Origin of the sequence: Catenulispora sp. GAS73, from assembly GCF_041262085.1 — a bacterium.
In the GTDB taxonomy this organism is placed as follows: Bacteria; Actinomycetota; Actinomycetes; order Streptomycetales; family Catenulisporaceae; genus Catenulispora.
On sequence record NZ_JBGCCM010000024.1, the window covers coordinates 177,709 to 189,573 of the forward strand.

An 11,865-nucleotide genomic window follows, 5' to 3' on the forward strand; every position below is an offset into this window, starting at 1 on the left:
CTCCTTGACGGGGAAGTCAGGACCTGCGGGTGGTGACGGCTTCGGCCAGGTGGTGCAGCGCCTCGGCGGCGGAGCGTGGCAGGCTGCTGCCTGTGCCGGTGCCGGTGCGGGTCCCGTAACCGGCACCGGCCAGCGCGGCCCGGGCTCGGCGCACGCGCTGCGCGATCAGCTGCTCGACCCGGCCGCGCGCACCGCTGCGCTGCAGGATCGCGCGGACCTCGGCGAGGTCGGCGGCGCCGAGGTCGTCGCGGCCGAGCAGGCGGTCCAGCACCGAGCGGTCGCGGGGCGCGGCGCCCTGGCGGGCGTAGGCGATGAGCGCGGTGGGGCGGGCGGCGGCGATGTCGTCGAGGTTGGACTTGCCGGTGACGGCCGGGTCGCCGAACACTGCGAGCAGATCGTCACGCAATTGAAACGCCTCGCCTAGCGGGAGGCCGTAGTCGGTGAAGACGCGGAGCGTGCGGTCCGAGGCGCCGCCGAGGCGGCCGCCGATGTGCAGGGGGTGCTCGACGGTGTACTTGGCGGTCTTGTAGCGCACGATCGCCAGCGATTCCTGCGGATCGGTCTCGGTCCCGGTGCGCAGAACCTCCAGGCACTCGCCGGCGATCAGCTCGCGCGCTAAGACGGACCACATCGGACGGGCGCGTGTGAGATACAGCGCGGGCAGTCCGCAGTCGGTGAACATCTGCCCGGCCCAGGCCATCAGCAGGTCGCCGACGAGCAGGGCCAGCGACCGCGCGGCGCCGTCGGGATCGGGCGCCTTGGCGGTGGCGTCGCGCAGGGCGATGTGCGGCGTGGGGAGGCCGCGACGCAGGGGGCTGTCGTCGATGAGGTCGTCGTGGACGAGCGCGGCGGCGTGCACGAGCTCCATCGCGGCGGCGGCACGGATCATCGCCGGGCTGTCACCCTGGCCGGCGGCACGCCAGCCCCAGTAGCAGAAGGAGGCGCGGATGCGCTTGCCGTCGGCGACCGCGGCGCGCAGCTGGGCGCCGACTGGGGCGAGGAGGGGGTCGAGGGCTTCGAGAAGGTCGGTCTCGGTGCGGACGAAGGCTCGGAGTTCGGTGTCTATTCGGGACTTGAGGTCGGCTTGGGAGAGCACCTCACGCCTCGGGGGCTTTTTCGCGTGCGGCGGTGGCGGCGGTGGCGGCGGCGGCGCGGCGCGCTAAGGCTTCCATGTGCGCCTGCGCGGGTGGGGCGACGCGGTCGAGGACTACGTCGCCGTGTGCTTTGATCTCGTGGTGGAGGTCGGAGGCCAGCTCGGGGAGGTCCGAGCGGGCGAGGATGCTGCGGGTGCGGCGGAGGGCGGCTTCTGCGGCCTCCAGACCGAGATCGGTGAGGCCTGCTAGTAGGCGTATTGCGTCGCGTGTTACTGATCCGGACTGGTGCTGCTCAGCCATGGTTCCGGTCCTCCCCCACCCGTACTCCGTTCCGACGCGGGGCCCCTTCCCTGGGTGGGGTGTTGTGAAGCCCTGATTCGCTCGACAGGGTGATGGGGGTTGACTTGGGGAGGGTGGGTTGTGGGGGGTGTTGGGTTGGGGGTTGGTTTGGGGTCGGTTTTGGTGTCGGTTTTGGTGTCGGCAGCGCGTGCTATATCTACGTATAAGGGGGGATAATTCCCTAACAAAATGCCAGCATGCTCGACTCGCACACCAGGCTGCGTCGGCAGCTGCCAGTTTCCGTGTCCACAACCACGCGGGGGTCCGAGTCACTGCGCACACGTTGCGTAGGCGGCAATCGTCGGGCGTGGTGGGCACCTTGAGGCCTCCGGCGGGCGCTCTACAGCGAGGGGGCGACCCGCGCGTCCGGCGCTTCGGCGGCGGTCCGCGACTGGTCGGCTTCCTATCCGCTGTTGCCTGCGTTGCGCTCTCCGGTGGCGGTGTTGCTTGTGGTCACCGAGGTTCTGGGTCCCTCGCCGCGTCGTCGCCGTGAACGGAACCAGCCCGGTCCGGTGGTGTCCAGCCGCATCGCTGCTGCTGTGGTCGTTCTCCGTTCGGCTGGACACCACCGGCCCGGCCAGGTTGGCAGAGCCCGCCGACGCGGCGAGGGACCCAGAACCAACACCCCGCATGGTCCTTCGGACCCCCTCACCACGGGGCCGGCCGCGCTGCCCCGTCACCGCGCTCAGTGGCCGGATCGCGGCCCGTGCCCGCCCCCTACGGGTGCCCGCTGACTGGTGTCCCGTTGATGTAGCACTGTCCGCCGCTGTAACAGAAGTCGCCGTTGGGCGTTGGCGTCTGCGTCACGTGGACGGGGTTCGGCGGCGCGGCTCCGTCGCCGCTCGAACTCAGTGTGCTGAGCCCGCAGAGGGCGGCCACGATCGCGAGCAGCAGTTGGAGCCCCGCCTCCGGGGACCAGTTGCGCCGATACGCGTAAAACGCGTGGATCGCCAGCGTGCCGCTGACCAGGATCAAGGCCCAGCTGAAGTAGTGCGTTGGCGGCTTCGGTGTGCGCCTGGACTCCCAGTCCAGTCCCTGCATCGCGTCGGAGAAGGCGCCCCATGCCAGCGCTACGAAGCACACGGCGTCGACGGCGAGTACCGCCAGGAGCCTTCGCGCTACGGAGGTGGGTGGCGTTGACGGCTCCGAAGACAGCAAAGACAGGAACATGGAGCAAGCATGGCAGCGCCCTTGGATCCCGGTCCATGGTGTCGCGGCGGACGAGCCCCCTAGTGAGACCCCACATTTACGAACCAACAGTGATCTGCGGTGGGCATTAGCACCGGCAAGGGTGCGGCGTCCTCTTCATGAGGGCGCCGCACCCTGTGCTTTGCCTCTAGTGCCGCCTCACGCGAAGAACTTCGCCAGCACCGGGCCGACGGCGGCCGGGCTGACCTCGTGCGTCTGCCCTTCGAGCGTCAGGCGCTCGGCGTTCGGGCAGGCGCCGGCGATGATGCCGGCTGGGTCGCGCAGGATGTCGGGGCTGGCGCCGCCGTCCATCGCTAGGACCGGCGCGGTGATCGTGGCGAGCAGGTCGGTCGGCACCGTGCCGCCGCTGGGGTAGCCCAGGACCGCGTTGTCGTAGGTCAGGGTCTTGGCGACGGCCGTGAATGCCGGCCACACCGGGGACTGGCGCATCCCCGCGACCTGGTCCGCCGGCATGCCGACCAGGGTCATGAACAGGGCCGGCATGTCGTCGACGCGGCCCTCGTCGAGTGCCCGGTGCAGGTCGGCGGTGTATGCCAGGGCGGCTTCGCGGTGCCAGTCCTGGGTCACGTACGGTGCTTCGTAGCAGGCCGCCTTGGTCACGCCGATGCCTGCGGCGGCGGCCCGGAGCGTGAGGGCGCCGCCGGAGGAGAAGCCGGCGAGCACTGCCTGTCCCCCGGCGGCTCGGATCAGGGCCGCGATGTCCTCGACCTCGCGCTCGGGCGAGTAGGCCTCGGCGTCGCCGCTTTCGCCTCGGCCGCGGCGGTCGTAGGTGTAGACGGTGAACTCCGGGGCCAGTTGCTCGGCGATGCCGGCGCTGGGGCCGAATGCGCGGTGGCACAGCGCGCCGTCGACGATGATCACCGCGGGGCCGTCGCCGGTCGCGGTGTAGGCGATGGAGGTGCCGTCGGCCGAGGTGACGGTGCCGGTCACGGTGCTGCTGGCGGTGCTGGTCATGGGTGGTTCCTTTCGGGAGGGCGGGTCGTCATCAGGTTGGACGACGGCCGGCCGCCGAACTCATCGGTCCCGTCGGGAATCCGCTGCCGATCCGCTGCCGATCCGCTGCCGTCAGGAAGACGACGGAGCCTGGGCCGGCGGCAGCGTGGTCGCGCCGGCCGGGGAGCCGGGCTTGTTGATCGCCTGCGGCAGCCCGAGCAAGCCGGCGAAGTCGTTCTGCGCGACCAGGTTGACCACCAGCGCGGCGCCCTGCGGATCCGCCGGCTTGGCGGTCAGGCGCACCACGTTCTCCGAGCCGCCGATCACCTTCGTCTGCGGGTCCGTCAGCAGCGTCGACCACGGCTGGTTCCGGATGTAGTCCAGGCCGCTGCCGACCGCCTTGGTGAAGCCCGTCGCGAACCCCTGCGCGGCGGACGCGCTGGGAGCGGCGGCGCAGATCTCCTCGCGGATGTCGGACGCGCCGGTCGCGGTGACGCCGAAGGCGATCGCTGAGATCCCGCTGTTGTTGATCTGCTTGGCGTCGGTCTCCACGAAGGCGATCAGAGTCGAGCCCAGACAGTCGGCCAGCGGACCCACCATGGGATCGCCGGACAGCGGCTTGGACTGTGCGGGAAGCGCGGCGGCCAGGTCGGAGGTCGCGGAGCCGTAGGCGATGCTCGACTTCGACAGCCAGATCACGTTCAGCCAGCCGGCCATCCCCGGGCCGATGCCGTTCGCGTCCAGCTTGGTCAGGTCCACCTGGTGGTTGTCCTGGAAGACCCACGCGGTGACCCCGCCGCCGCGGTCCGACTTGTGGTAGCCCCAGGCGGCGAGCTTCGCGCCGATCGCCGTCGGGTCGAAGGACCCGTACAGGACCCCGACCTGGTTCGGCGGCGTGCCCAGGCTGATCGCGCTGGTCGCGGTCGTCGAGTCGAAGCCGGTCAGCGGGGGCAGGAGCGAGGCGTACTGCGTCAGCTGGTCCGAGCCGGCGCCGACGAGGCGGGCGAAGGGGCCGTTCGCGGCCGGGGTGGTGCCGCCGTTGAGCTTGGCCAGCTGCGCCGTGTCGCCGAACTCGATGGAGCCGCTGGTCTGTGCGGTGTCGTGGATGTTCTTGAGCGCGTCCGCGAACGCGCCCGAACCGGCGCCGACGCCGCCGCCTCCCCCGGACGACCCGCTGCTGGAGCAGGCCGCCGCCGAACCCATCGCCGCCGCCAGTACCGAGACGGCTGCGGCCGCTCTGGCGAACCGCCGTGTGCGCTCACGCATCATCCATCCCCCTCGACTGTCTTCGGGCCTGTCAGCCCCCTGGCACGGCGCCGTAGGTCTGCGCGGCGACTCGGACGAACGAGCGGACCAGCGGATCGTCCCGCGCGTCGGACCACGCGACGACCAGCGCGCTCGGCGGCGCGTCGGCCAGCGGCACGAAGGTGAGGCCGGCCGGCAACACCCCGACCCGCGGCGCCAGTCCGATCGTGCCGTTCCACAGCACGGCTTGCAAGCACTCGTGCACGGTCCGCACCACCGGGCCCTCGCGCAGTGGGCCGGCCGGAGTGGTGGCGTTCCAGAAGGCGCGCCAGATCGGGTCGGCGGTCTCCGGGAAGCGGAACCAGCGTCGGTCGGCGAGCTCGGCGAGACGCAGGACCTCGCGGTCGGCCAGCGGGTCGTCGGTGCGCAGAACGGCGCCGACCGGATCGACCCGGAGCCGGCGGACACTGATACCGGTCTCGTCGAAGGGAGCGTAGGTGAGCACGACGTCCACCTGCCCGGCGCGCAGGCCGGAGGTCGGGTCGGTGAAGTCGGCCTCGCGGATGTGGACGTCCACGTGCGGATGGCGCTCGCGGAAGGCTTTCACGAGATCGGCCGCGGCCGGATCGGCGCCGTCGGACAGCATGCCGACGGTCAGAGTCGCGGCCCCGGCCGACGCCGCGACCTTGGCCTGCAACCGGTCGGCCTGGTCGAGCAGCGCGCGGGCGTCCCGGTAGAACCAAGCTCCGGTCTCGGTGAGCACGACGCCGGACGGCGAGCGCTCGAACAGCGCGACGCCGAGGTCGGTCTCCAGCTGCCGGATGGCCCGGCTCAGCGGCGGCTGCGTCATGTGCAGCCGGCGCGCGGCCCGCCCGAAGTGCAGCTCCTCGGCGACGGCGGCGAAGTAGCGGAGCGAGCGCAGTTCCATGTCCATCACAGGCGACGATACCCGCGCGGTATCGCCCTTGCGGGATCGGACTTGGACGCCCTCCGCGCGCCGGTGTTGCACTCGAAGCATGGCTGACTACCCCTTCCCCGACCCGGTCGTCGAGACCTCCAGCGCCCAGGAAATCGCCCGCGACCTGGTCGTCCTGCCCAACCACGATGTGGACCTGGTGCCGAACATCGGCGTGATCGGCGGCGCGCATTCGGTCCTGGTGGTGGACACCGGGCTCGGGCCGCGCAACGCGCGCGACGTCCTGGGCTTCGCCCGCGACTACGCCAAGGGCCGCAAGCTCTACCTGACCACCACGCACTTCCACCCGGAGCACGCCTTCGGCGCGCAGGCGTTCGCCGACGAGGCGACGTACCTGGTCAACCGCGCGCAGGCCGACGACCTGTCCCAGAAGGGCGCGGGCTACCTGGCGATGTTCACGCAGCTCGGCGCCCCGGTCGCGCGCGAGCTCGACGGCACGGAGCTCCCCACGCCGGACGTCGTCTTCGACGACGGCTACGCCCTGGACCTGGGCGGCCGCACCGTGCACCTGCGCCCGACCGGCCGCGCGCACAGCCGCGGCGACCAGGTCGTGACGGTCCCGGACGCCGGCGTGCTGTTCACCGGCGACCTCGCCGAGGCCGGCCAGTTCGCGATCTTCCCCTGGTTCCCCCCGCACGACACGGACGTCTCCGGCGTGCGCTGGATCCGCGTGATGGAGGGCCTGGCCGCCGAACAGCACCGCGTGGTGGTCCCCGGCCACGGCGCCATCGGCGACGCGGCGCTGCTCGCCGAGGTACGGGACTACCTCAGGGAGTTGCGCGACGAGACCTGGCGCCGCCGGGACGCGGCGGTGACCGAGGAGACGGTGGTCGAGGAGGTCAGGGCGCTGATGGTGGAGCGGCACCCGGAATGGCGGATGCGGGAGTGGATCGAGCGCGGGGTCGGGTGCTTGTGTGCGGAGCATGCGGCCGGGGGCGTGGCCGCGCCCTAGGACGTCCTGAGGTTTCAGCCTTCGGCCCTAGACTTCCTGCTCAGGTTTCGAGCTTCGGTCATCCTTCGGAGTGAACCGCGCCTCGGATGGAGATCATCACCACCAAGACCCCGCCGTCCGGCGGCCGCCCCACCGCCAGGAGGCCCGCGTGCTCGCGCTCACGGTGATCGTCGTGATCGGCGCCTGCGTGCTGGCCTGCGGCATCGTGGGAAACCGCCTCGGCGTGGCGCCGCCGGTGCTGATGCTGGCCGCCGGGGCGCTGGTCGGGTTCGTGCCGCGGCTGCGGGAGGTGAACCTGCCGCCGGACACCGTGCTGCTCCTCTTCCTGCCGGCGCTGCTGTACTGGGAGAGCCTGAACGCCTCGCTGCGGTGGATCCGGCGCACCCTGCGCGGTCTGGTGCTGATGACCACGCTGCTCGTGATCGTCACGGCGGCGATGGTCGCGGTGGTCGCGCACGCGTTCGGGGTCCCGTGGGGCCCGGCCTGGATCCTCGGCGCGGCGCTGGCGCCGACCGACGCCACCGCGGTCGCGGCGCTGGGCCGGGTGCTGCCGCGCCAGGCGATGAACCTGCTGCAGGCCGAGAGCCTGATCAACGACGGGACGGCGCTGGTCCTCTACGCCGTGGCGGTGTCGGTCACGGTCGGGACCGAGCACTTCAGCGCCGTGCACGTCGGCTGGCTCCTGATCCGCTCCTACGCCGGCGGGGCCGCGGCCGGCGTCGCGGTCGCGTTCGTCGGCGGCCGGCTCCGCGCGCGCCTGACGGACCCGCTGCTGGAGAACGTCGCGATCCTCCTCATCCCCTTCAGCGCCTTCCTCCTCGCCGAGGCGGTCCAGGCCTCGGGCGTGCTGGCGGTGGTGGCGTGCGGGCTGATCATGGGCCAGCTCGGGCCGACGGTCGGGACCCCGGCGGTCCGGCTGCTCTCCCAGGGTTTCTGGACGATCGGCACCTACGTCCTCAACGGCGCCCTGTTCGTCCTGGTCGGCCTGCAGTCCCAGTCCGCGGTCCGCAACCTGACCAGCTTCGACCTGGCCCGGGCGCTGTCCCTGGTGGCGGCGGTGTGCGGGATCCTGATCGCGGTCCGGCTGGCCTTCCAGTTCACCGTCATCTACATCATCCGCGCCCTGGACCGCCGCCCCTCCCAGCAGGCCCGCCGCGTCAGCCACGGCTTCCGGGTGATCACCGGCCTGGCGGGCTTCCGCGGCGCGGTCTCGCTGGCCGCCGCGCTCGCCGTCCCGAACACCCTGGACAACGGCCTGCCGCTGCCCGACCGCGACGTCATCGTGTTCGTCACGGCCGGCGTCATCGCGGCCCTGATGCTCCAGGCGTTCGCACTGCCGCCGGTGGTCCGCTGGGTCAACCTCCCGGAAGACACGGTCATCGACTCCGAACGCCGCATGGCCAACCGCACGGCCTCCGAGGAAGCCCTGGCCGCGATGCCCGACATCGCCGCGGCCCTGGGCACCGCCCCGGAGATCGTGGACATGACGCGCCGCGAGTACGAGAAACGCATGCGCGTCAGCCAGGCCGGCAACCCCGACGACGACTCCGACGACATCGACGACGACGCCGCCGAACGCCTCCGCCGGTTCGACGACCAGTACCGCGAGCTGCGCCTGGCGCTGCTGGACTCCAAGCGCGCCACGGTGCTGCGGCTGCGGCACGAGCACCAGATCGACGACGCGGTGGTGCGGCAGATCCAGGCCCGGCTGGACATCGAAGAAGTACGGCTGAGCCGGACGCAGATCGTGGAGTGAGGCCGAGCCGCCGCTACTCCAGTTCCATACGCGGCCGCCGCGCCGCGCCGAGCTCGCCCCGCGCGCTGACCACCGCCTCGCCGAGCTGCCGCGCCAGGCTGGGCACGGTCGTCGTGGCGAGATAGAGGTCGGCTCCGGCGTCGAGCAGCCGCCGCACCGGACTGGGATAGCTGATCCCGAGCTCCGGATCGTCGAGCTCGGCGATGACAACGCGCGCCGAGGGGAACATCCCGCGCAGACTGCCCAGCAGCTTCAGGCTGATCGCCGGGATGAGGAGCACGTCGGCGGTCTTCGGGGCGTCCCACATGTCCAGGACGATGAAGTCGTCGCCGAGCTCCTCCGAGAGCTTGCTCCGTGCGGTGTCCGAGAGCTTCATCGCGGTGGCGACGACCGTCACGCCCTCGTCCTCGGCCGCCGTGCGCCGCTCAGCACCGTCGTCCGAGGCGGGGCGGGCCCGGATGACCGTGCCTTCCAGCGGGGCAGACCCGGCGGCGGTGATCGTCGCGACCGGCTCGCCACCGCGCGTGATCTCCACTGTGCCGCCGGGCGCCAGGCCCGCGATGAGGTGCGCGATGTCGTCGGGTAACCGGGCAAGATCGATCTGTGCCCGCTGCCGGTCTTTCATGGCGATCAATCTACCCAGACGGCCGCGCCTCGCGTGTCTTCCGTGCCACCTGCGCCCGCCTACATCAGCTGCTCGCTGACGTCCCACAGCCGCGTCGCAGCATCCTGATCGACCGCGAACGGCAGCACGCCGGGGCCGTCGAGCGGCCGGTCCGACGCCGCCAGTTCCTCGGCGGTCATGACCGGGCTGATGTCGCAGTCCTCGCAGTAGACGCCGCCCAGGCCGTCCAGCGCCGGGCTGATCGCGCACCACACCGTGGTCGCGGCGCCCTGCTCGACCGTCTTCACGTGGAGCCCGTTGCTCAGCACGCGTCGGCCGTCGACGTCCACGACGCCGGCCGCGCGCAGCGCGTCGTCGTCGAGGTGCCGGGTCAGGTCCGTGTCGAGGATCGCGCCGGGATGCACGGCGAAGGCCCGGATGCCCTCGTCACGGCCGCGCCGGTCGAGCTCGACGGCGAACAGGGAGTTGGCGGTCTTGGACTGGCCGTATGCCAGGAACGGCTCGTAGGTCCGGTGCTCGAAGTTCAGGTCCTCGAACACGACCGGCGAGTAGCGGTGGCCTCGGGACGACAGCGCCACGACGCGCGCCCCGCCGGCCGCGCCGGCCGCGGCGAGCGCCGGCCACAGCCGGGTGGCGAGCCGGAAGTGCCCGAGGTGGTTGACGGCGAACTGCAGCTCGTTGCCGCGCGCGTCCCTGGTCAGCGGCGTGGCCATGACGCCGGCGTTGTTGATCAGCAGGTGCAGCGGACGACCCTCGGCGAGGAAGCGCTCGGCGAAGGCCTCGACGGACGCGGGCTCGACGAGGTCGAGCTCCTCGACGCGCACGCCGTCCAGGTCCTTCAGCGCGGCGCGGGCACCCTCGGTGTTCCTGGCCGGGACGACGACCTGCGCACCGGCGTCACGCAGCGTGCGCACGGTGGCCAGGCCGATGCCGCCGTAGCCGCCGGTGACGATCGCGGTCTTGCCGGTGAGGTCGACGCCCTTGATCACTTCGTCAGCCGTGGAGGCGGCGGAGAAGCCGGACGGGAGGGGGCGTTGCGGTGTGGTGGTCATGACGGGCGGTCCCTTCTGGTGATGCTTACAGGACCACGCTAGGCCGGCAAGGATGTACGATGAATACTTGTGAGTTCGCAAAACTTGCGTGAGAGTACAGAAGCGAAGCCGACCGAGGTCGCTGAACTGGTCGAGCTCGCTGAACTCCCCGAGCGCTCCGAGCGCCCCGAGCCCGCCGAGCCGGCCGCCCCCGAAGACCCCCTCGGCGACGCCCTCGCGATCGCCGACGCCCGCGCGGCCATGTCCGGCGGCTTCGTCGCCGGCGGCCCCTGGGCCCTGCGGCTGCACGCTCCGGACCGGCTGAAGGTGACCTGCGTCGTGCGCGGCGGTTGCCTGCTGGTCCGCGAGGACACCGGCGAACAGGTTCAGCTGGCCGAAGGCGACGTGATCGTCTCCGACGGCGCGCTGCCGTACATCATGTGCAGCGACCCCGGCGTCCCCCCGATGGCCGGCGGCCGGCTCCCCGTCGACCCGCGGACGGGGATCCGAACCGTCGGCTCCGGCGAGGACATCATGTGCGTCGCAGGCCACGTCGACCTGAGCCGGGACGGCGGCAGCCTCCTGCGCGACGCCCTGCCGCCGCTGGTCCACGTCCGCAGCGACGCACCCGAAGCCGGAACCCTCCGCCGCCTCACCGAGCAGCTGCTCGACGAGATGACCGGCCGCCGCCCCGGCGCGGCGGTCGCCATGGACCACATCGCGCAGCTGCTGTTCCTGCAGGTGCTGCGCATCAGCCTCGCCGACACCACGAGCCTCCCGCCGGGCTGGCTCCGCGGCCTCGCCGACGAACGCATCGCACCAGCCCTCCGGCTGATGCACGGCGAGCCGGCGCGGCCCTGGCAGCTGGAGGAGCTGGCGCGGGCGGCATCGCTGTCGCGGACGGCGTTCGCGGTGAGGTTCCGCGAAACCGTGGGGGTCCCACCCCTGACATACCTGCTCACCTGGCGCATGAACCTGGCCGCCCGGGCCCTGCGGCACGACGGCACGACGGTCGCCGTGCTCGCGCGCGAAGTCGGCTACGGGTCGGAGAGCGCCTTCAGCAACGCCTTCAAGCGCGCGATGGGGACTTCGCCGCGGAACTATCGGTATTCGGTCGGTGCGGCTGGCGCTGGGGCGGCAGTGCGTGGGTGACGAAGTTCAAAGGCCTTTAGGCGCTGCTGCTTGATGTGTGGGGGCTGGTGTCGGGCGGGGTACGTCTGGCCTGTGGTTTTAGAGGCTTTTTACGGCTTCGCCTAAGGTTTGGTGACCTCGCAGGGGGACGCAGTTCGGTTGTGCGGCGCGGGTTGCGCTGGCGGCCGCCGGTTTTCATGGGCACGACCACGCACCGGTTCAGGTCTCTGCGGCGGTGCGTTGGCGACCGGCGGTTTTCATGGGCACGACCACGCACAGGTCCGAGTCACTGCGCACGCGTTTGGTCTGGCGGCTGGCGGCCGCGTTTGGTGGGCACCTTGAGGCCTCCGGCGGGCGCTCTACAGCGAGGGGGCGACCCGCGCGACCTGCTGTTTGGCGGCGGCCCGCGACTGGTCGGCTTCCTATCCGCTGTTGCCTGCGTTGCGCTGTTCGGTGGCGGTGCTGCTTGTGGTCGCCGAGGTTCTGGGTCCCTCGCCGCGTCGTCGCCGTAAACGGAACCAGCCCGGTTTGGCGGAATCAAGCCGCACCCCACCTGCTGTGGTCCAGCCTCGTC

11 protein-coding genes are annotated in these 11,865 nt (G+C 71.6%); 3 read left to right on the top strand and 8 right to left on the bottom strand.

The annotated features are described in order from the left end of the window. Window positions 1-16: 16 nt before the first annotated feature. From ABH935_RS32330 to ABH935_RS32355, 6 genes are all read right to left on the bottom strand, one after another. On the bottom strand, window positions 17-1,096 hold the full coding sequence (locus ABH935_RS32330) for a polyprenyl synthetase family protein (protein WP_370381739.1): 1,080 nt from the start codon (window positions 1,094-1,096) through the stop codon (window positions 17-19). 1 nt (window position 1,097) lies between these two features. After that, window positions 1,098-1,394 (bottom strand): hypothetical protein, encoded by a 297-nt coding sequence (locus ABH935_RS32335; protein ID WP_370381740.1) that lies wholly within the window; start codon window positions 1,392-1,394, stop codon window positions 1,098-1,100. Window positions 1,395-2,150: 756 nt separating this feature from the next. Next, window positions 2,151-2,603, bottom strand: coding sequence for a hypothetical protein (locus tag ABH935_RS32340; protein ID WP_370381741.1), 453 nt, complete (start codon window positions 2,601-2,603; stop codon window positions 2,151-2,153). A 177-nt stretch (window positions 2,604-2,780) separates the two neighbouring features. Then, window positions 2,781-3,596, bottom strand: a complete 816-nt coding sequence (locus tag ABH935_RS32345; protein WP_370381742.1) for an alpha/beta fold hydrolase — start codon at window positions 3,594-3,596, stop codon at window positions 2,781-2,783. A gap of 111 nt (window positions 3,597-3,707) precedes the next feature. After that, complete coding sequence (locus ABH935_RS32350) at window positions 3,708-4,841, bottom strand: hypothetical protein (protein WP_370381743.1); 1,134 nt, start codon at window positions 4,839-4,841, stop codon at window positions 3,708-3,710. Between the two features lie 31 nt (window positions 4,842-4,872). Beyond that, window positions 4,873-5,748, bottom strand: coding sequence for a LysR family transcriptional regulator (locus ABH935_RS32355; RefSeq protein ID WP_370381751.1), 876 nt, complete (start codon window positions 5,746-5,748; stop codon window positions 4,873-4,875). A gap of 88 nt (window positions 5,749-5,836) precedes the next feature. Between ABH935_RS32355 and ABH935_RS32360 the strand changes: the two genes are divergently transcribed. Together ABH935_RS32360 and ABH935_RS32365 are read left to right on the top strand one after the other, a co-directional pair. Next, on the top strand, window positions 5,837-6,748 hold the full coding sequence (locus ABH935_RS32360; RefSeq protein WP_370381744.1) for an MBL fold metallo-hydrolase: 912 nt from the start codon (window positions 5,837-5,839) through the stop codon (window positions 6,746-6,748). A gap of 148 nt (window positions 6,749-6,896) precedes the next feature. Beyond that, window positions 6,897-8,504, top strand: coding sequence for a Na+/H+ antiporter (locus tag ABH935_RS32365; RefSeq protein WP_370381745.1), 1,608 nt, complete (start codon window positions 6,897-6,899; stop codon window positions 8,502-8,504). Window positions 8,505-8,517: 13 nt separating this feature from the next. Here ABH935_RS32365 and ABH935_RS32370 read toward each other — a convergent pair whose 3' ends face one another. Beyond that, the gene (locus tag ABH935_RS32370; RefSeq protein WP_370381746.1) at window positions 8,518-9,129 is read right to left on the bottom strand and encodes a hypothetical protein; all 612 of its coding nucleotides are present in this window, start codon (window positions 9,127-9,129) and stop codon (window positions 8,518-8,520) included. Window positions 9,130-9,188: 59 nt separating this feature from the next. Continuing rightward, window positions 9,189-10,181, bottom strand: coding sequence for an oxidoreductase (locus ABH935_RS32375; RefSeq protein ID WP_370381747.1), 993 nt, complete (start codon window positions 10,179-10,181; stop codon window positions 9,189-9,191). A 69-nt stretch (window positions 10,182-10,250) separates the two neighbouring features. On the opposite strand from ABH935_RS32375, the gene ABH935_RS32380 reads away from it, so the two are divergent. Beyond that, window positions 10,251-11,312, top strand: coding sequence for an AraC family transcriptional regulator (locus tag ABH935_RS32380; protein ID WP_370381748.1), 1,062 nt, complete (start codon window positions 10,251-10,253; stop codon window positions 11,310-11,312). Window positions 11,313-11,865 lie beyond the last annotated feature (553 nt).

Coding starts and splice junctions, on each gene's coding strand:
- ABH935_RS32345 (WP_370381742.1), bottom strand. CDS start 3,596: ATGACCAGCACCGCCAGCAGCACCGTGACCGGCACCGTCACCTCGGCC.
- ABH935_RS32350 (WP_370381743.1), bottom strand. CDS start 4,841: ATGCGTGAGCGCACACGGCGGTTCGCCAGAGCGGCCGCAGCCGTCTCG.
- ABH935_RS32335 (WP_370381740.1), bottom strand. CDS start 1,394: ATGGCTGAGCAGCACCAGTCCGGATCAGTAACACGCGACGCAATACGC.
- ABH935_RS32360 (WP_370381744.1), top strand. CDS start 5,837: ATGGCTGACTACCCCTTCCCCGACCCGGTCGTCGAGACCTCCAGCGCC.
- ABH935_RS32370 (WP_370381746.1), bottom strand. CDS start 9,129: ATGAAAGACCGGCAGCGGGCACAGATCGATCTTGCCCGGTTACCCGAC.
- ABH935_RS32340 (WP_370381741.1), bottom strand. CDS start 2,603: ATGTTCCTGTCTTTGCTGTCTTCGGAGCCGTCAACGCCACCCACCTCC.
- ABH935_RS32375 (WP_370381747.1), bottom strand. CDS start 10,181: ATGACCACCACACCGCAACGCCCCCTCCCGTCCGGCTTCTCCGCCGCC.
- ABH935_RS32355 (WP_370381751.1), bottom strand. CDS start 5,748: ATGGAACTGCGCTCGCTCCGCTACTTCGCCGCCGTCGCCGAGGAGCTG.